Origin of the sequence: Corynebacterium sp. Marseille-Q4381, assembly GCF_036881695.1 — a bacterium.
Lineage (GTDB): Bacteria > Actinomycetota > Actinomycetes > Mycobacteriales > Mycobacteriaceae > Corynebacterium.
On the sequence record NZ_JBAJNR010000009.1, the window covers coordinates 40,027 to 59,821 of the forward strand.

The 19,795-nt window shown below is 66.5% G+C and carries 14 protein-coding genes; 10 read left to right on the forward strand and 4 right to left on the reverse strand.

Going from position 1 to position 19,795, the window contains the following annotated elements; genetic code table 11:
* Nucleotides 1-31 precede the first annotated feature (31 nt).
* Nucleotides 32-283, forward strand: a complete 252-nt coding sequence (locus V6D40_RS08740; protein WP_334289975.1) for a three-helix bundle dimerization domain-containing protein — start codon at nt 32-34, stop codon at nt 281-283.
* Nucleotides 284-632: 349 nt separating this feature from the next.
* Nucleotides 633-1,085: a DIP1984 family protein gene (locus tag V6D40_RS08745; protein ID WP_334289976.1), complete on the forward strand. Its 453-nt coding sequence runs from the start codon at nt 633-635 to the stop codon at nt 1,083-1,085.
* Between the two features lie 101 nt (nt 1,086-1,186).
* Here the strand turns inward: V6D40_RS08745 and V6D40_RS08750 are convergent, their stop codons facing one another.
* Nucleotides 1,187-2,272 (reverse strand): glycosyltransferase family 4 protein, encoded by a 1,086-nt coding sequence (locus tag V6D40_RS08750; RefSeq protein ID WP_334289977.1) that lies wholly within the window; start codon nt 2,270-2,272, stop codon nt 1,187-1,189.
* 4 nt (nt 2,273-2,276) lie between these two features.
* On the opposite strand from V6D40_RS08750, the gene V6D40_RS08755 reads away from it, so the two are divergent.
* The gene (locus V6D40_RS08755) at nt 2,277-3,002 is read left to right on the forward strand and encodes a class I SAM-dependent methyltransferase (protein ID WP_334289978.1); all 726 of its coding nucleotides are present in this window, start codon (nt 2,277-2,279) and stop codon (nt 3,000-3,002) included.
* Here the strand turns inward: V6D40_RS08755 and V6D40_RS08760 are convergent.
* Nucleotides 2,999-4,861: a phosphoenolpyruvate carboxykinase (GTP) gene (locus V6D40_RS08760; RefSeq protein WP_334289979.1), complete on the reverse strand. Its 1,863-nt coding sequence runs from the start codon at nt 4,859-4,861 to the stop codon at nt 2,999-3,001. The two genes, V6D40_RS08755 and V6D40_RS08760, sit on opposite strands and share 4 nt — an antisense overlap.
* Nucleotides 4,862-5,116: 255 nt before the next feature.
* Between V6D40_RS08760 and trmB the strand changes: the two genes are divergently transcribed.
* The 7 genes from trmB to V6D40_RS08795 all read left to right on the forward strand — a co-directional run bounded on the left by trmB (nt 5,117) and on the right by V6D40_RS08795 (nt 13,368).
* Nucleotides 5,117-5,899 carry a tRNA (guanosine(46)-N7)-methyltransferase TrmB gene (gene trmB / locus V6D40_RS08765; protein WP_334289980.1) on the forward strand — a complete coding sequence of 261 codons (783 nt, stop codon included), beginning with the start codon at nt 5,117-5,119 and terminating at the stop codon, nt 5,897-5,899.
* Between the two features lie 16 nt (nt 5,900-5,915).
* Nucleotides 5,916-6,587 (forward strand): NYN domain-containing protein, encoded by a 672-nt coding sequence (locus V6D40_RS08770; protein ID WP_334289981.1) that lies wholly within the window; start codon nt 5,916-5,918, stop codon nt 6,585-6,587.
* A gap of 17 nt (nt 6,588-6,604) precedes the next feature.
* Nucleotides 6,605-8,878, forward strand: coding sequence for an MMPL family transporter (locus tag V6D40_RS08775; protein ID WP_334289982.1), 2,274 nt, complete (start codon nt 6,605-6,607; stop codon nt 8,876-8,878).
* On the forward strand, nt 8,868-9,911 hold the full coding sequence (locus V6D40_RS08780; protein ID WP_334289983.1) for a lysylphosphatidylglycerol synthase transmembrane domain-containing protein: 1,044 nt from the start codon (nt 8,868-8,870) through the stop codon (nt 9,909-9,911). Before V6D40_RS08775 ends, V6D40_RS08780 begins: the two co-directional genes overlap by 11 nt.
* On the forward strand, nt 9,877-11,334 hold the full coding sequence (locus V6D40_RS08785) for an FAD-binding oxidoreductase (RefSeq protein WP_334289984.1): 1,458 nt from the start codon (nt 9,877-9,879) through the stop codon (nt 11,332-11,334). The genes V6D40_RS08780 and V6D40_RS08785 overlap by 35 nt, the downstream gene beginning before the upstream one ends.
* Nucleotides 11,327-12,631 (forward strand): class I SAM-dependent methyltransferase, encoded by a 1,305-nt coding sequence (locus V6D40_RS08790; RefSeq protein ID WP_334289985.1) that lies wholly within the window; start codon nt 11,327-11,329, stop codon nt 12,629-12,631. The genes V6D40_RS08785 and V6D40_RS08790 overlap by 8 nt, the downstream gene beginning before the upstream one ends.
* A gap of 395 nt (nt 12,632-13,026) precedes the next feature.
* Nucleotides 13,027-13,368, forward strand: a complete 342-nt coding sequence (locus V6D40_RS08795; protein WP_334289986.1) for a DUF3054 domain-containing protein — start codon at nt 13,027-13,029, stop codon at nt 13,366-13,368.
* Between the two features lie 185 nt (nt 13,369-13,553).
* Here the strand turns inward: V6D40_RS08795 and V6D40_RS08800 are convergent, their stop codons facing one another.
* Nucleotides 13,554-15,095: an acyl-CoA carboxylase subunit beta gene (locus V6D40_RS08800; protein ID WP_334289987.1), complete on the reverse strand. Its 1,542-nt coding sequence runs from the start codon at nt 15,093-15,095 to the stop codon at nt 13,554-13,556.
* Entirely contained in the window at nt 15,096-19,784 is a 4,689-nt protein-coding gene (gene pks13 / locus V6D40_RS08805) for a polyketide synthase Pks13 (protein WP_334289988.1), read from the reverse strand.
* Nucleotides 19,785-19,795 lie beyond the last annotated feature (11 nt).

The window sequence follows — 19,795 nt, forward strand, 5'->3', positions numbered from 1 at the left end:
CACGAACACCGCTACGGAAGGACAAACGACAATGCGCACCTACACCGACATCAACAACATCGACTTCTCCATCATCCGCGAAAAGGCTCTGAACAACATCCGCGAGGACCTGATCAACGACTGGGCCGGCCGCTTCAACGCAGCCGACATCAACGCAGCGTTCAACGCTGTCGTCGAGGCGCACCGCGCCAACGCCGTGATCGAGGACTTCCTCCCGGTGCTGGTTGAAAACGAGATGAAGAACCGGCTGCTGGAAGGCGACCTTGCCGTCGCAGCCGCGTAAGCCGGAGCACGTTTCAGGCCGACCCCTTCACCGGGGCCGGCCTGTTTGCTATTGTCGGGGCGAACATTGTCGGTAGCGGGCAAGCCGCCGACGTCGCGTCAGCGAACACCAGCCCCCTCCGCCCGGGGTTCGAAAGGGCGGAATTGCATGGCGCCCCGTGGCCGTATCGGGGCTAAAGGCGGTTCGAGTCCGTCGTTCGCACACACTGCGGCCTGCACAACGCACACGTGCACCGCCTTCACCAAGGCCGCACCGCGCACAATTTACCACCACGGTGTTGGGGCGAGGCGAAGGTTTCGGGCTGCCCGCGAGGGTTGGGTACGGGGACATAAACGTTGGAGGTAGAACCATGCTGCTTGCAGAAGCTCTCGCGCGCCGCGCCGAGGCCGACGAACGCCTGCGCGCGCTCACGCAGCGCCTCACCCAGGGCGCGCTGATCCAAGAGGGCGACACCCCGGCCGAGGACCCGGCCGAGCTGCTCGCCGAAACCGCGCACCTTCTCACCGAGATCGAGACGCTGGTGCGGCGCATCAACCACACCAACTCGCAGACGCCGTTTGAGGGGGCCACGCTTACGGACGCCCTCGCCCGCCGCGACGCCACCCTCCGAGCGCGGCGACTCTACTCCCAGGTGGCGGACGCCGCAGCTGCCCGCCAAGACCGCTACTCGCGCTCCGAGGTGCGCTTCGTCCCCACCGTCGACGTAGCGCAGCTGCGCAAGATGGCGGACGACGCAGCGAAGGCCTACCGGGAGCTGGACACCAAGATCCAGCAGGCGAACTGGTCCACGCAGCTGCTCTAGCTCGGCTCCGGGCCCGCCGGCCACATGTTCACCAGCAAATGGTTACTACCAAAAGGTCATTAACCGCCGACGCCGATTTTCGGCTCGACCCAGTTACTCGGTTAATGACCATCTGCCGGCAACACTTTGCCAGTGACCATCTGCAGCACCCGCTCAAACCGCCGCCCGGTCTCCTCCCACGAGAAGCGGCTAGCCCACTCCCGCGCGGCGCCAGCGTAGTCCTCCCCCGCAACCTCGGACACCACCTGAGGAAACGACTCGCCCTCACGCACCAGCCGGCCAGTAACCCCGTCGAGGACGGATTCGGTGACGCCGCCGGCGTCGGCAAACGCGACCGTCGGCACGCCGTGCTGCGCCGCCTCGATCACCGCAATACCCCACCCTTCCTTCCGCGAGGGCAACAGGTGCACCGCCGCGCGGCTCAGTAGCGCGTGTTTATGCGCCTCCGACACATGCCCGTGGAAGACGACCTTGTCGGGTCCGAGCCCCTTCGCCGCGGCGTATTCGCGCAGGTTGTCCTCCCACCACCCGGAGCCGACAACGTCCAGCACCGCGCCGTCGATTGCGGCCGCCGCGTCGATCGCGAGCTCGATCCGCTTGTGCGGCACCAGCCGCGACAGCGTTACCAGGCGCGTCTGGCGACCGTCCGGCAGCGCCGGCACCCCCTCCGGCACGGGGTCCACACCGTTTTCCACGATGTCGACCGGCTCCCGCACGCCCAACGAGAGCAGGTCGCTTTTCGACGCCCCCGACACCGTCACATACCTCGACCCGCGGTAGACCCGCGGCGCAACCTGGGATTCAAGGAACCAACCGAGCCGGCCGATCACCGGGCCCGCCACCGGCCACTGCTCCTTGTGGCAGTGGTGTGTGAGCAGCACAACCGGCCGGCGGGTGAACAGCCGCGCGAAGAACGGGATCCCGTTTTGGGTGTCCACGACGACGTCGGGGCGGTTGCGCCAGATGGATAGCGGCGCGAGCACGTACACGCCGTACTTGCCGCCGGCGCGCTCGTAGCGCACGCCGTTCCGGGTCGAACGTCGCGGCGCGCCGGTGTGCTTTGCCGTCCGGTAGACCACCTCGTGACCGCGGGATGCGAGATACTCCCCGACGCGCTCGAGGTAGATCTCCGAGCCGCCGCCCTGCGGGTGGGTCGAATCGCGCCAGCACATCAGCAGTATCTTCATCGGTATGTACCGTACCCGCCGCATGAGCACGCTGAAGCGCTCAGTGCGCCTGCTGCGCCTGTTCCGCTACGAGCAGTTCCGGCCGCGCATCTTCTACACCGCGCTCGCGCGGGACACGTACGCGTTGGTCGACGCGCTCGCCCGCGATCTCACGGGCGAGGCGGTAACTGGCAAGGCGGTGCTGGACGTCGGCGGTGGGCCCGGGTACTTCGCCGAGGCGTTCGCGGACACGTTCTACGTCGGCCTCGAGCCGGATGTCTCCGAGATGTCGGCGGCCGGCATCACCGGCTACGGCGCGGTGCGCGGCGACGCGAAGGCGCTGCCCTTCGCTAACGGCGCCTTCGACGTGGTGTACTCCTCCAACGTCGCCGAGCACATCCCCAACTGGCAGGAGATGGTCGGCGAGATGCGGCGGGTGACCAAGCCCGGCGGGATCACCGTGGTCAGCTACACGGTGTGGCTCGGCCCTTTCGGCGGGCACGAGACGGGCCTGTGGCAGCACTACGTTGGCGGGGCGTTCGCCCGCAGGCGGTACGCGCGCGTTCACGGCCGCGAGCCGAAGAACAAATGGGGCGAGTCCCTCTTTGCCGTCTCTGCGAAAGAGGGACTCGCCCTAAACCCGGACGCCGCGTTTCCCCGCTACCACCCGCGGTGGGCCTGGTGGCTCACCCGGGTGCCGGTTGTCAGAGAGTTCGCGGTGTCCAACCTGGTGCTGGTCTGGCGCGGCTAGTTGCCCGCGTTCGACTCCAGCCACTCGCGTGTGGCCTTGTTCGCGGCCTTCACGCGGTTGCCCAGCTTCTCCAGCTCGTCGAAAAGCTCCTTCGGCACGCGGGAACCGAGCTCCTCGAAGTACTCGTAGGCGTCCTCGACGTCGTTCTTCCACAGGTCCGGGCCTGCGTAGAGCGCCTCCTGCACGTCCTCGAACGGGATGTCCAAGCCGGTCAGGTCGAGGTCCTCAGCACGCGCGGTGGAGCCGACCACCGTCTCGTTGGCGCCGACTTCGCCCTCAATACGCTGGACGATCCACTTCAGCACGCGCGAGTTGTCGCCGAAGCCCGGCCACAGGAAGCGGCCGTCGTCGCCGCGGCGGAACCAGTTGACCAGGAACACCTTTGGCATGCGGTCGCCGCCGCGCTCGCCCATGTCGATCCAGTGCTGCAAGTAGTCGCCCACGTTGTAGCCGATGAACGGCAGCATCGCCATCGGGTCGTGACGCAGGCTGCCCACGGTAGCTTCGACGGACGCAGCGGTCTGGCCGGACGAGAGCATCGCGCCGATCAGCGTGCCGTGGTTCCAGTCGTGCGCCTCGGTGACCAGCGGAACGGTGTCCGGGCGGCGACCGCCGAAGAGGATCGCGTCGATCTTGACGCCCTCCGGGTTGTTGAACTCCGGAGACGCCGACGGGCACTGCTCAATCGGCACGCAGTAGCGGGAGTTCGGGTGCGCGGCCTTGCGCTCGTCGTCCGGCGTCCAGTCGTTGCCGCGCCAGTCAATGAGGTGGCTAGGAGCGTCGCCGTCCATGCCCTCCCACCACACGTCGCCGTCATCAGTCAGCGCAACGTTGGTGAACAGCGTGTTACCCGGCTCCATGGAGCGCATCGCCATCGGGTTGGACGCGTAGTTGGTGCCAGGCGCCACGCCGAAGAAGCCATTCTCCGGGTTCACGGCGTAGAGGCCGTCCTCCTTCAGCTTCAGCCACGCGATGTCGTCGCCGACGACCTCTGCGGTCCAGCCTTCCAGTGTCGGGGTGATCATGGCGAGGTTGGTCTTGCCGCAAGCTGACGGGAACGCGCCCGTGACGTGGTAAACGCGGCCTTCCGGGCTGGTCAGCTTCAGAATGAGCATGTGCTCGGCCATCCAGCCCTCTTCCTTCGCCATCACCGAGGCGATGCGCAGGGCGTAGCACTTCTTGGCCAAGATGGCGTTGCCGCCGTAGCCGGAGCCGAAGGACCAGATCTCCTTGGTCTCCGGGAAGTGGGAGATGTACTTCGTGTCGTTGCACGGCCACGCCACATCCTCCTGGCCCTCGGCGAGCGGGTAGCCCACGGAGTGCAGGCAGGGCACGAAGTTGTCGCCCGTGATCTTCTCCAGCGCCGCGGTACCCATGCGCGTCATGATGCGCATGGACATCACCACGTACGCCGAGTCCGTCAGCTGCACGCCCAGCTTCGGGTCCGGGTCGGTGATCGGGCCCATGCAGAACGGCACGACGTACATGGTGCGCCCGCGCATGGATCCGTCGAAGTGCTCGCGCATCTCAGTCTTCAGCGCCTCCGGGCGCATCCAGTTGTTGGTCGGGCCGGCGTCGGCTTCCTTGACGGTGGAGATGAACGTGCGCGATTCCACGCGCGCCACGTCAGACGGGTGGGAGCGGGCGAGGAACGAGTTCGGGCGCTTCTCCTCGTTGAGCTTGATCAGCGTGCCCTTCTCAACCAGCTCCGCGGCCAAGCGGTCCCACTCCTCCTGGGAACCGTCGGCGAAGACCACGCGGTCCGGGTCAAAGAGTTCAACAGCGTCGTTGATCCAGGTAATCAGCGCTTCGTTGTCGGTGGGCTGCGGACCTTCCAGTCGCTGCACGGCGGTAGTCATAGTTACTCCTTGCCATTAGATACGTATCGCGTCCTCCAGCGTACGCAACGGGGGTGGCCGCGTCAGCGAGTTCGGAGCAGCTGTGACTAGGCAAACACGCTCCGGCGCGCCCCCAGCGGAAAATCCACCCCCACACGGGGCCAGCGCGCCGCCCAATGCCCACGGGCCGGCCCGGCGCCCATACCCGGTTTCCACCCCCGCGTTCTCCCGGCGCGGTTAGTTGCATCATCCCACGTCATGTGGACAATTAATGCGATGCATACTACTGATTCTTCTGATAACACCGGCGCCGCCGAGCGCGAAGGTGTCGGCGAGCTCCCCCACGGCCGCCCGATGCAGACCGAGTTCGACACCGGGCTTGATTACCCGCGCTTGGGTTCGGTCACGTTCCGCCGCGGCACGCTGACGGACAACCAGGAGGCGCTGTTCGAGAAGCACTGGCCGCGGTTGGGCATGATGCTTAACGACGCCCACGTGGACGTCGCCTCCTGGTTCGGCCGCTCGGGCCACCCCACCATCTTGGAGATCGGCTCCGGCACCGGCACATCGACAGCCGCAATGGCTCCGCTGGAGCAGGACACCAACATCATCGCCGTGGAGCTGTACAAACCCGGCCTGGCCAAGCTTTTGGGCTCGGTGGTGCGCGGCGACATCGACAACATCCGCATGATCCGCGGCGACGGCGTCGAAGTGCTCGCGCGCATGTTCGGCGAAGAGTCGCTCGACGGGGTGCGCATCTTTTTCCCCGATCCGTGGCCGAAGGCCCGCCACCACAAGCGCCGCATCATTCAGTCCGGCACCTTGAACCTCATCGCCACGCGTTTGAAGCCCGGCGGCGTGCTCCACGTCGCCACCGACCACGCCGACTACGCCGAGTGGATCGACGAGCTGGTCAACGTCGAGCCCGCGCTGGAGTACAAGGGGTGGCCGTGGACTGAGGCGCCGCTTCTGACCGACCGCCAAGTCATCACCAAGTTCGAGGGCAAGGGCCTGGACAAGGACCACGTCATCCGCGAGTACCTCTGGGTAAAGAAGTAAGGGGCGAGAAACCGCAATGGATCTGCACGAGATGACCCACCCGTACACACCGGGCGCCGCCCCGGGCCCGGCCAGCTACCTCTTGGTGTGGGACGCGCCGAACCTGGACATGGGCCTCGGCGCCATTCTTGGCGGCCGCCCCAGCAAGGACCACCGCCCCCGCTTCGACGCTGTCGGCCGCTGGCTGATCGGCCAAGCTACCGAGCTTTCCGCCGAGACGCACGAGCGCATAGAGCCCGAGGCGACGGTATTCACCAACGTCTCCGCCTCCTCCGCCGACGCCGTGCGGCCCTGGGTGGAGGCGCTGCGCAACGTCGGTTTCGCGGTGTTTGCCAAGCCGAAGACCGACGAGGACTCCGATGTGGATAAGGACATGCTCGCCCACATCGAGCGCCGCCAGGCCGAGGGCGTGCTGCGCGGCGTCGCCGTGGCGTCCGCGGACGGGCAGAACTTCCTCGAGCCGATCGAGGAGCTGGTCGCCCAGGGCATTCCGGTGACGGTGCTCGGTTTCCACGAGCACGCCTCCTGGGCGGTGAACTCCCCGCTGGTCACGTTTGTGGACCTCGAGGACATCCCCGGGGTGTTCCGCGAGCCGCTGCCGCGCGTCAGCCTCGACCACCTGCCCGAGGGCGGCGCGTGGCTTCAGCCGTTCCGTCCGCTCGCATCCTTGCTGGGCGACACGCACTAGGGAAAGGGAAACGAGACGTGTTTTACCGCTGGGGGCAGTTTGCTTATGAGCGCCGCCGTGTCATCCCAATCCTGATCATCCTGGTCATCATCGCGCTGCACGTGCTGTTCGGATCCAAACTGGGCGAGCGCCTCTCCCAGGAGGGCTGGGAAGACCCCCGCGCAGCCTCCACCACCGCCGCCGCGATCGAGCAGGAGACCTTCGGCCGCGATAACTCCGGCGACGTCATCATCATGGTCGAAGCGCCGGGCGGCGTGAACGACCCGGCCGTTTTCGAAGCCGCCGACGCGCAGATCAGGGCGCTGAAAACTGAGCACCCGGGCGAGGTGGCGAGCCTGCGCAGCTACTTCGCCAACCCCAACGACCAGCAGGTCAGCGCCGACGGTACGAAGGCGTTCGCCGCCCTCGGCTTGGCCGGCGACGGCGAGAAGACGCTGCAGGATTTCCGCGCCATTAAGCCCGCCCTCGAGGCCATTGAGCTGCCGAACGACGCCACCGTCTCCATCGCCGGGGCCACCGCCGTCGCCGACGCGCTGGACGCCGGCATGGCGAACGACATCGCCCGCGCCGAGCGCTTGGGGCTTGTCTTCGTCGCTGTCATCCTGCTCTTCGTCTTCGGCGGCGTGGTCGCCGCCGCGATGCCGCTGATCGTCGGCATCCTCTCCATCGTGGGCTCGCTGTCGCTGTTGTCCGTGCTCGCGCAGTACCAGCAGGTCAACATCTTCTCCCAGTCCGTCATCACGCTTCTGGGCCTTGGCCTAGCCATCGACTACGGCCTGTTCATGGTCTCTCGCTTCCGCGAAGAACTCGACCGAGGCGCGGACGTGCCGGAGGCGGTCGCCGCCACCACCGCCACCGCAGGCAAGACGGTGTTCTTCTCCGCGTTGATGGTGGGCGTGGCGCTCTCCGGCCTGCTCATGTTCCCCCAGGCCTTCCTGAAGTCGGTGGCCTACGGCGCGATAAGCGCAGTGCTGCTCGCCGCGGTTATCTCGGTGACGGTGCTGCCGTCGCTGTTCGGCATGCTGGGCCACCGCATCGACATGTGGTCGGTGCGCCGCACCTCGCGGCGCGGCCGCGAGCTCGAGGACACCATCTGGTACCGCATCCCCAGCTGGGCGATGAAAAACGCCAAGAAGGTCGCCATCGGTGTCAGCGCCCTGCTGCTTCTGATCACCGCGCCGATGGCGGGCATCACCTTCGGCGGCATCAACGAGACCTACCTGCCCCCCACCCAGGAAACTCGCCAGGCTCAAGACGACTTCAACGAGACATTCCCGGCGTTTCGCACCGACCCGATCAAGTTCGTGGTCACCGGCGCCAACGAGGAGCAGATCGGTCAGATCGTCTACGACACCTACCAGGTTGAAGGGCTCGCCCGCCCGCTCAAGCCCGTCCACCCCACCGCAGGCGACGTCACAGTGCTCTCCGCGCCGCTTGCGGACAGAACCGGCGGCCAAGCGGTCGTCGACCAGCTGCGCGCGCTCGACACTCCAAACGGCGTGACCACCTACGTTGGCGGCACCCCGGCCATGGAGGTCGAATCCATCGAAGCGCTGCTCGAGCGCCTGCCGTGGATGGCGCTCTACATGGTGCTCGCCACGTTCCTGCTCATGGCGCTGGTGTTCGGCTCGATCATCCTGCCGGCCAAGGCGGTGATCATGAACGTGCTCGGCATCGGCGCGACCCTGGGCTTCCTCACCCTGGTCTTCGTTCACGGCGCGGGTTCCGGGCTGCTCAACTTCACCCCGGGCCCGTTGATGAGTCCGGTGCTGGTGCTCATCATCGCCATCCTCTACGGCCTGTCCACGGACTACGAGGTGTTCCTGGTTTCGCGCATGGTGGAGGCGCGTCAAAAGGGCGCCAGCACCGACAGGGCGATTAAGGACGGCACCGCCCGCACCGGCGGCATCATCACCGCGGCGGCCGCCATCATGATCGTCGTCGCCGCAGCCTTTGCGATGAGCGACATCGTGATGATGAAGTACATCGCCTACGGCATGATCTTCTCGCTCGCGCTCGACGCAACCGTTATCCGCCTGCTGTTGGTGCCGGCCGTGATGCACCTGCTTCGTGAGGACAACTGGTGGGCACCGGCCTTTATCAAGCGCGCCGCAGCCGGTCTGGAAGGTGCGCAGCGAGCTCCCGAAATCGAGCGCCCGGCGGGCGAGGTGGCCATCGACGATGTGGTGGTTGACACCCAGCCGTACCGCAGCGGCGTGAGCGTGGACGACGACAAGAACCTCGTCCCCTTCGAGGATCTGGTCAGGCGCCTGGAGCAGCGTGACCGGTAGACGCGCGTGGGTGCGCTGGCTCGCGCCGGTCGTCCTCATCGCGCTCGCGCTGCTGGTCTTCCGCGACCAGCTGCCCTTTCTCGCCGAGGCCCGAGCCCAGATCGCGCACGCGCAGGTGGGGCCGCTGCTCGCTTCGGTGGTGACCGCGCTGCTTGCCATCGTCGCGATGAGCGGCGTCATGCAGATCCTCCTCAACGTCGAGCGGACAATCGCCAACCCCGCCAACACAAACGCGATCGTCTTGGCATCCAACGCGTGGTCCACCACGGTCCCAGGTGGGCCCGCCCTGTCGGCGTGGTTGACCTTCCGCGTGCACCGCTCGTGGGGTGCCTCAGTAGGTCTCTGCGGGTGGTTCTTCGTGGTCAGCGGCGCGCTGTCCACGGTGTGGATGGCGCTGATCGGCGTTGGCGCAGTGGTCATGCTGGGCGCGGAGCTGTCCATCTGGTCGCTCGGCGGCACCGTCGTTGCTGGAGCCGTCACGATGTGGGTGGTGTTCTGGGCGACGCGCAACCCGGAGGCGATCAAACGGTGGTTCCGCTTCCTTCCCACCGGTGCGCGCGCCCGCGTCGGCGACGTCATCGACCAGGTCGGCGCGCTGCACATTTCCGGACCCGCGTTTATCGGCGCCGCCGTGCTCAGTTTGTGCAACCAGCTGTTTGACGTCGCGACCATGACCTTCGCCGTCTGGGCGGCGACCGGCGCCGCCCCGGACAACCCCGTCGGTATTTTTCTGGCCTACATCATGACCAAGCTCGCGGGAGCCGCGCAGATTACGCCGGGTGGGGTGGGCACCGTGGAGCCGGTAGCAGTTGGCATGCTCGTCGCGTCTGGGATGCCACTTGCTAGCGCCACCGCGGCAACCGTCCTGTACCGCGCCGTGTCCTTCCTGTTCGTCAGCGCGATCGGCTGGGTGATCTACGCCGCGGTGTACGCGGGCCGCGGGTATTTAGTAGGAATTCGCCAAGCAGATGCTGAGAGAAAGGACTACGCTGCGGGGCATGAACGTACCACCGATGATTGGACGCAGCGTTGACTGGGAGCCGATTGCGTGTGTGGGCTGGGAGGGGCATCAGCGGGGCGTCGACAAGCTAAAAGCTTCTTTTCCTGAGACCGGAAGGGTCCGGCTGAAGAAGAACACCTCCAACCTGTTCCGCAAGCGCGAAAGCGGCGGCGCGGGGCTGGACGTCAGCGGGCTCGGCGGTGTGATTGCGGTGGATCCGGTGGCGAAAACGGCTGACGTGCAGGGCATGTGCACCTACGAGGATCTTGTCGACGCGACGTTGCCCTTCGGCCTTGCGCCCCTGGTGGTGCCGCAGCTGAAGACGATCACACTCGGCGGCGCCGTAAGCGGCATGGGGGTCGAATCGACGTCGTTCCGCAACGGGCTGCCGCACGAATCTGTTATCGAGATGGACGTGCTGGTTGGCACCGGCGAGATCGTCACCTGCTCGCGCAGCGAGAACGTGGAGCTCTTCCGCGCGTTCCCGAACTCGTACGGTTCGCTCGGCTACGCGGTGCGCCTGACCATCGAGCTGGAGGCCGTGCCCGAATTCATCGAGCTCAACCACGCGCGGTTTTCGGATTTGGGCGAGTACGAGGAAGCCTTGGCCCGCGCTGCCGCCAGCGGCGAGTGGGAGGGCCGCGAGATCTACGGGCTCGACGGCGTGGCGTTTGGCAAAGACGAGCAGTACCTGGCGCTGGCGTTTCGCGCTGAATCGGTGGCTGGGGTGTCCGACTACACGCGGCAGCAGATCTACTACCGCTCGATCCAGCACCCGCGCGGGATAAAGCACGACTACCTGACGATTCGGGACTACATCTGGCGCTGGGACACCGACTGGTTCTGGTGCTCGCGCGCACTCGGCGCGCAGCAGCCCACCGCGCGCAAGCTGTGGCCGCGCGAGCTGCGCCGCAGCTCCTTCTACTGGAAGCTGGTTGGGCTGGATAAAAAGTACGACCTGGAGTACCGCTTCTTGAAGAAGCCGAAGGGGCTGGCCCGCACCGAGCGCGTGGTCCAAGACATCGAGGTCACCGACGACCGGCTCGCAGAGTTCCTCGACTGGTTCTTCGACGCAAGTTCGATTCAGCCGGTGTGGCTGTGCCCCATCCGGCTCCGCAGCGGTGTCGAGGAGCTGGCCGGGGTGGGTATCGACGCGGCCGAGCCGTGGCCGCTCTACCCCTTGAAGCCAGGCACGACGTGGGTCAACGCGGGATTCTGGTCGGGAGTACCCGCCGACCACGTCTCGCCCGCGCAAGAACTCGGCGCGTTTAACAAGGTCATCGAGGCGAAGGTTTCCGAGCTCGGCGGGCACAAGTCCCTGTACTCGGAGGCGTTCTACTCGCGCGAGCAGTTCGCCGCGCTGTACGGCGGCGACCTACCTGAGCAGATGAAGCGCACCTACGACCCGGACGGCAGGTTCCCGGGCCTCTACGAAAAGGCGGTGGAGAATGCTTGATTTTGAACCGATGACGGTGGCCGACATCGTCGACACACTCTTTCCCTCCAACAACCCGTTTAGGTGGGTCGCCTTCGACGGCTCGGAAACCGGGCCCGAGGACGCGGAGCACACCGTTCGCGTGACCAGCCCAGAGGGGCTGTCCTACATTGTGACCGCACCCGGCGACGTGGGGCTTGCCCGCGCGTGGGTGACCGGGGGTCTTGCGGTCGAGGGCGAGCACCTGGCGTACCCGTACGGCGTCTTCGACAACCTGCGCACGCTCTACGACTCGTTTGAGCGGCCGGACGCGGGGGCGTCGATACGCATCATGCGCTCCCTGCGCTCGATGGGTGCGATCCAGATCCAGCCAATCCCCGAGGCGGAGCAGGCGAGCTGGCTCGAGCGGCGCGTGCGCCAAGGCCTGTCCATCCACTCCAAACAGCGCGACGCCGAAGTCATTTCGTCGCACTACGACGTGGGCAACGACTTCTACGAGCTGTTCCTCGGCGATTCAATGGCCTACACCTGCGCCTACTACCCCACCCCGGACGCGAGCCTCGACGAGGCGCAAGAGAACAAGTTCCGGCTCGTGTTTGAGAAACTGCGCTTAAAGCCCGGCGACAGGCACCTCGACGTGGGCTGCGGCTGGGGATCGATGGTGCGCTACGCCGCGCGCCAAGGCGTGCACTCGCTCGGCGTCACCCTGTCCAAGGAGCAGGCCGAGTGGGCGCAACAACAGATCGAGGAAGAAGGTCTCGAAGAGTTCGCCGAGGTACGCCACCTGGACTACCGCGACGTTTCCGAGACCGATTTCGATGCCATCTCCTCCATCGGTCTGCTCGAGCACATCGGCGTGGACAACTACGCCAGCTACTTCCAGTTCCTCTCGGACAAGCTGCGCCCGGGCGGTGTCATGGTCAACCACTGCATCACGTACCCGGACAACCACAAGACAGACAAAGGCGCGTTTATGAACCGCTACATCTTCCCCGATGGGGAGCTGACCGGTTCCGGCACGATTATCAGGAAGATGCAGGACAACGGGTTCGAGGTGTTCCACGAGGAGAACATCCGCCTCGACTACGCGCGCACGCTTCGCGACTGGTGCCTCAACCTCAAAGACAACTGGGACGAAGCGGTGGCGCTTGCCGGTGAGAACACCGCCAAGCTGTGGGGGATGTACATGGCCGGGTCGCAGTGGGGCTTCGAGCACGACGTGGTTGAGCTGCACCAGGTGCTGGGCATCAAACTGGATAGCGACGGCTCGCGCGCGGGGACACCGGAGCGCCGGTGGTGGAACGACTCGGTGTTCTAGCTGCGGGGTTGGTGGGCTAGTTGGGATGGGCTGCGGCGATTATGCGCGGCGGAATTATGCCCCACCAACCACACCCGCCACATGGTAACTACCAAAAGGTCATTAACCGCCGTCGGCCGAAACAGACGGGGCCCGGCTACTCGGTTAATGACCATCTGCAAGCAACACTCTGCAAGCAACACTCTGCCGGTGACCATTTACTGAGATCACGGGCGGCAGACTTATGCGCGGCGGAATTATGCCCCACCAACCACACCGGCCACATGGTAACTACCAAAAGGTCATTAACCGCCGTCGGCCGAAACAGACGGGGCTCGGCTACTCGGTTAATGACCATCTGCAAGCAACACTTTGCCGGTGACCATTTATTGGGCGGCGGGCCTAGAGTGGGTGGCATGAAGCGAACGATTTCGAAGCCGTCGGCGATCGCCGCGGACTACGTGGCCCTTGCTGTCTTCGCGCTGCTGGCGCGGGCGGCGCACCGCAGCGACGACATGCCGTTCACGTTCACCGGGTGGTTGTCTACCCTGTGGCCGTTCGCGCTGGGCGCGACGCTCGGCTGGTTGATCGTGCGCGAGAACAAGGGCGGCGCCATCTGGGCCGTCACAGTGATCACGGGCTTGGTGATCTGGGGGATCCGCAACCAGGCGGTGCCGCACTGGTCGTTCGTGATTGTCGCTACCGTTATGAGCGCCCTGCTCATGCTCGGTTGGCGCTTGGTCGCCCGGAAGGTTTAGAAGGATGAGCCCCAAGCGTAGAGCGGGTCGCCGGAAGCGAGGCCGTTAGCGAACCAAACGATGGCGTTGATCAGGTCGCCGAGAAGATCGAGAGTGCTGGAAAGCATGGGATACCTTTCGAGTTGGCTTCCCCGGAGGTGCCGGGGACGGATCGGTAGTTAAGAATAGCCTGGAAAAGCCGCAATCTACAGCGGGGAGATCGTGTGCTTCTTAGGCAGATCGAAATCTTGCTTGGTGCGGAGTTGGCGAAGCGCCCGCCTTAAAGCAAGGCGCGTCTCGGAGGGCTGAATCATGGAGTCGATGTAGCCGCGCTCGGCGGCAACGTACGGCGAGGTCATGTTCTCGTCGTAGAAATCCATGAACATCTTCTTCATCGCCTCGCGCTGGGCAGGGTCCTCGATGGCGTTGAGCTGCTTGCCCTGGAGGGTAACCGCGGCGGCGGCCGCGCCCATCACCGCGATCTGCGCGGTGGGCCAGGCGAGGTTTAAATCGCCGCTCAAGTTCTTCGAACCCATCACCGCGTAGGCGCCGCCGTAGGCCTTGCGCACGATCAGCGCGACCTTCGGCACCGTCGCCTCCACGCCGGCGAAGGCGAACTTCGCGCCGCGGTGGATGAGGCCCTGGCGCTCCTGGTCCACACCTGGCATGTAGCCCGGGGTGTCCACGACGTAGACGATCGGGATGTTGTACGCGTCGCAGGTGCGGATGAAGCGCGCGCCTTTGTCGGCGGCGTCGGCGTCGATGCAGCCCGCGAGGTACATGGGGTTGTTTGCCACGAAACCGACGGGTTGGCCGTCGATGCGGCCGAAGGCGCAGATGAGGTTTTCGGCGTATCCGGATTGGATTTCGACGAGGGCGTCGTCGTCGCCAAGCTGCACCAAAAGCTCCATCATGTCGTAGCCGGCGTTGGTGTCGTCCGGCAGGAACGTGTCGAGCGCGGTGTCGTCGAGCTCGTCGTCCTCCGGCGCCCACGCGGTGGGCAGCGGGTCGAAGGTGGAGGTAGGCAGGTGGTCGAGCAGGTCGCGCACGAAGTCGAAGGCCTCGTCCTCGCTGGCGACGACAGCGGAGATGTTGCCCGCCTGCTCCTGCACGCGCGCCCCGCCCAACTCGGCGGAGGTGATGTCTTCGCCGGTGACCTCGCGGATAACGTTCGGGCCGGTGACGTACATTTCGGACTGGCCGTCGACCGCCACGATGAAGTCGGTGGTCACCGGGGCGTAGACGGCGCCGCCGGCGGACTTGCCCAGCATGATGGAGATCTGCGGGCAGCGGCCGCTCAACGGCAGCTGGCGCCTGGCGATCTCGGAGTACATGGCCAGCGACGTCACCGCGTCCTGGATGCGGGCGCCGCCGGAATCCTGGATACCGATCACGGGGCAGCCGATCTTGATGGCGAACTCCATGACCTCGACCACCTTGCGGCCGAAGGTGACGCCGACGGACCCGCCGTAGACGGTCTTGTCGTGGGCGTAGATGGCCACGGGGCGGCCGTCGATGCGGCCGTAGCCGGTGATCACGCCGTCGGAGTACACCGCGTTCTCGTCGCCCGGAGTGCGGGCGAGTGCGCCGATCTCGACAAAAGAGTCCTCGTCGAGCAGCGCGGCGATGCGCTGGCGCGGGGTGGTCAAACCGGCGTCGTCGCGCTTCTTGCGCGAACGCTCGGAACCCGGGTCCTGCGCTTTCTCGAGGCGCTCGCGCAGATCCGCGAGCTTGTCAGCGGTAGTCATTTACACGCCCATCCATTCGTTCATGTGCTTGCCAACGATGCCCACCGCCGGTTCATCAACGACAGCGAGATGGTCGCCCGGCAGGTGCACGATGGTCAAATCATCCACGATCTTCGCCCAGCCGCCGTCCTCGTCGATGTGGGCGTAGTTCGGCTCCAGCGTGATCGCGCCGTCGTGCATCTTCTCGGAGCGGAAGAGCAGCACCGGCACGTCCACATCCGCCCAGCGGGTGAAGTCGAGGCGGTTGAGGATCTGGTTGTCCACAAACGATGCGCGCTGGTGCTCGAGCACACCGGCGGCGAGCCCGTGCTCCGAGGCGTCGGTCTCCGCGAGGAAGTCGCGCAGCATGTCCATCAGCGCCTCCTCCCCGGCGCTCTCCAGCAGCTCGTAGGGGACCTCGAAGTCCAGGCCGTAGGTGTCCTTCGCAAACGCGGCGTAGCGCTCCCAGCGCGCCCGGGTTTCCTCCGGGGTGTTCGGGATAGGTTCGGACGGCTGCGTGGTGTCCAAAAGCGCAATGAACTTGATCCGGTCGTTGCCGAGCTGGTGGGCCACCTCGTAGGCGAGCGCGCCACCGAAGGACCAGCCGGCGAGGATCACTTGCCGCTCCCCCGCGATCTGCTCGATGTCCTTCACGTACGCCGCCGCGCGCTCCTGAAGCGAGCCCTCGAGGCGCTCCACGCCGTAGACCGGCACCGATTCATCCAGGCGCCGGGCCAGCGGCGCGTAGACCGCCGAGGACCCGCCGGCCGGGTGGAACACGAACACGGGCTCGCGGGTGTCGGCGCCGTCGCGGAAGACGCGGATGTTGCCCTCTACCTCGGTCTCCAGCCCCTCGCGCACCATGTTCGCCAGCGGCTCCAGGGTGGCAGCACCCCGCACGTCGTCGGCGGTGATCTCGATGCCGGAACGGTTGGTCAGGTGCTCAGCAATCTGCTTGGCGACGCCCTCTGAAACCTCCGGCAGCTCACTCGTCACACCAGCCGGCGCTGCGCCGGAGTATTTCGCCCAGGCGCCGAAGACCATGCGCTCCGAGGCGTCGCGCGGGGCGACGCCGACGCCCTTCGCCCTTGTCACCTCGGCGGCCGGGTCGCGGGTCTCGGCGTTCTCGGCCATCTTAAGCGGGGCGTCGGTGTTGCCGGCGACGGCTTCCTCGACGATGGCGATGACGTCGGCGACGGAGGCGTCGCGAAGCGTCTGCACCTGCAGCGGCGGGATCTGGAAGTCGTTCTCAATGCGGTTCTTAATGCGCATGCCCATCAGCGAGTCGAGACCCAGATCGATCAGCGGCAGCTCGTCGGGGAGGTCTTCCGCCTCGAAGCCCATGGATTCGGAAACGATTGAGCGCAGGCGCTCGGCCACGGTTTCGGTTGCGGGATCCCAGCGGACGGTGTCCACGGTGTCGTCGATAAGCGAGGGCTCCACCTCAGCAACCCCTGCGATCTGCGGTGCTTCGGGGGCCGCGAGCGCCGAGGCGAAGCCTTCTGCAATGAGCGTGTCGCCGTCGAAGACGCGGACGCTGGCGCCGCCGAGGGAGCGGGTGACGATCGTGGTCACCTCGCCGTCGGCGGGCAGGTAGCCGTGCTCCTCGGTGGCGACGACCTGCGCCTCGGGGAGAACCTCCCCGGCGGCGGCCTCGATGAGCTGGTACGGGCTGTAGACGGCGTCCGCCGGGGTGGCGAAAGCGGTCTGGCCGTCCGGCAGCGAAACGCGGGCGCCGAGCACCGAGCTTGTCGACGCGTTCGGCCGCGCGCTCGTCCACAAGTGGTTGCGCTGGAACGTCACACCCGGCGCGGCCACCCGCGGTTCGGCGCCGTAGAAACCGGTGAAGTCGACCTTCACGCCTGCGACGTAGAGCTTCGTCGCGAGGTCGAGCAACGTCTCCGCCTCGTCGAGCTTGCGTTTGGTGGTGAACAACAGCTGCGCGTCCGGCCTGCCGGAGGCGAACGCCGTGTTCATCATGCCCATCAGCGCGACCGGGTTCGGGGTGACCTCCACAAGCGTGGTGTGGCCGGCGTTGAACGCGGCGCGGGTGGCGTCCTCGAAGTAGACCGGCTGGCGGGTCATGCGCAGGAAGTACTGGTCGTCGTGCACCACCGCGCCCGCGGGGTAGACCTCGCCGCGGTCGACGGAGGTAAACAGCGGGATCTTCAGCGGCGAGGGCGCAATGCCGGCGATCTCGGCCGCGAGGTCCGCCATGATCGGATCCAGCATGGAGGTGTGGCCGGCGCCGCGAACGTTGAGCTTGCGGGCGAACTTCTCCTGTCCCTCCAGCTCGGCGACGATGTAGTCGACAGCCTTACCCGGCCCGCCGACAGTGGTCATGCCGGGCCCGGCGTACACGGCCGGCTCAACACCTTCCGCCTCCGGGTGGGCGGCGACGAACTCGGCCAAGTCCTCGGCGCCGAGCTCGACCACGGCCATCGCCCCCTCGCCGTCAGTACCGGCGATCATTGCTTCGCCCTCGCCCATCAGGCGCGCGCGATGGCAGGCGATGAGCATCGCGTCGCGATCTGTGATGCCACCAGCTGCGTAGGCGGCGGCGATCTCGCCCATGGACATACCCATGGTGGCGGCGGGGACCATGCCCATCGACGCCATCAGGTCGGTCTGCGCAATCTGGATCGCGGTGATGGTGACCTGCCCGGTCTGGGTGTCGTAAGTCTGCTCGTCGTCCAGGATGATGTCCACCATGGACCAGCCGCCCTCGAAGGCGACCATCTCGTCCAGCTCGCGCATGCGGGCGGCGAAGAACTCGCTGGTTTCCATCAGCCGCTTCGCCATCTTGCGGTGCTGCGAGCCGAAACCGGAGTAGACGAAAACCGGCCCCATCGGGTTCGGCGCGTCGGCCGCAACAATGCCGGGGCCGATCTTGCCGTCGGCGACGGCGCGCAGGCGCGAGACCGCCTCCTCGGTCGTCGCGGCCTGCACCACCGCGGCGGAACGGCCGTGGTTGCGCTTCGCCAGGGAGCGCGCCACCGGGATCAGATCCGCGTCGGGGCGGTTTTCAAGGAAGTCAGCCAGGGTTGCGGCTTCAGCTTTTCTTCTCGACGGCAGCAACCCCGACACCGGCAGCGCCGCCACATCAAGCGCCGCAAACCCGGTCTGCGCAGCCTCGGAAGCCGCGTCGTACTCGCCGGCGTCGAAATCAGTCAGCACAACGTGCGCGTTCGTGCCGCCGAAGCCGAAGCCGGATACACCGGCGACGCGGCGGCCGGAGTAGCGCGGCCACTCGCGCGGGTCGGCGACAACCTCAATGTGCTCCGCGTCGAAGTCCACGAAGTGGTTGGGGGCGGAGAAGTTCGCGCTCGCGGGGATCGTGTCGTGCTTCAGCGCCTCGAGCACCTTGATCAGCGCGACGGCGCCGGCAGCCGACTCGGAATGGCCGATGTTGGACTTCGCCGAGCCTAAAAGCAGCGGGTTCGCGTTCGTGCGGTCGCGGCCGAGCACCGTGCCCAGCGCGGTGGCCTCGATCGGGTCACCCAAGATGGTGCCGGTGCCGTGGGCTTCGACCAGGTCGACCTCGGCCGGGTCGATGCCCGCATCCGCGTAGGCGCGCTCGAGCACGTCAACCTGCGCCTGCGGGTTGGGGGCGGTCAGACCGTTGGAGTGGCCGTCGGAGTTGGTGGCGGATCCCTTGATCACGGCGAGGATCTCGTCGCCGTCAGCGATCGCGTCGCCCACGCGCTTCAGCACAAGCATGCCGGCAGCCTCGGAGCGGACGATGCCGTCGGCGTCGTCGGAAAAGGCGCGGATCGCGCCCGTGGGCGAGATCACGCCCAGCTCGGAGAACATAAGCGACGCGAACGGGTTGGCCAGCACGTTCACGCCGCCGGCGAGCGCGATGTCGCACTCGCGGTCGCGCAGCGCGCGCACCGCGTGGTGCACCGACACCAGCGACGACGAGCACGCGGTGTCCACGTTCATGGACGGCCCGCGGAAGTCGAAGGTGTAGGAGATGCGGTTCGGAATGATCGAGCTCGACGAACCGGTCAGGGCGTACGGGTGCGCCTGCGCCGGGTCGGCGCCCATGAGCATGCCGTAGTCGTTCGAGCTGGAGCCGACGAAGACACCGACCGCCTCGCCGCGCAAGCTGTCGGCCGGAATGTGGGCGTTCTCCAGCGCCTCCCACGCCACCTCGAGCATGATGCGCTGCTGCGGGTCCATGTGCTGCGCTTCCAGCGGGGACAGGCCGAAGAACTCGTTGTCGAAGCTGGCGATGTCGTCCAAGTAGCCGCCGTCGGTGGATTCCTCGGCGATCTTGGTCTTCAGGTACGGGTCGCCCAGGTACTCGGACCAGCGTCCGGGGGGCAGGGGTGAGGTGGTCACGCGGCCGTCGATAAGCAGTGCCCAAAACTCGTCGGTGTTGCGGGCCCCCGGGAACTTGCCTGCGGAACCCACGACGGCGATGTCGCGCTCGGCGGGCGAGCTTGCAGCGACGACGCGCTCGCGGCGCACCCGAGTCTCGGCCGCGGTCAGCGCGTGCGCCAGCGCGGCGATCGTGGGGTGCTGGTACGCGATGGTCGGGTCCACCTTGCGGCCCAGCAGGCGCTCGAGCTCGCCCGAGAGCACCACCGCGTCGCGGGACGAAAGACCGTACGATTCGAGCGACGCGGCCGGGTTGACCGCCTCCGCCCCCGTGTGGGAGGCCACCCATTGCTCGAGCCAGCTGATCAGTTCGTTTTCTGTCATAACAAAAGACC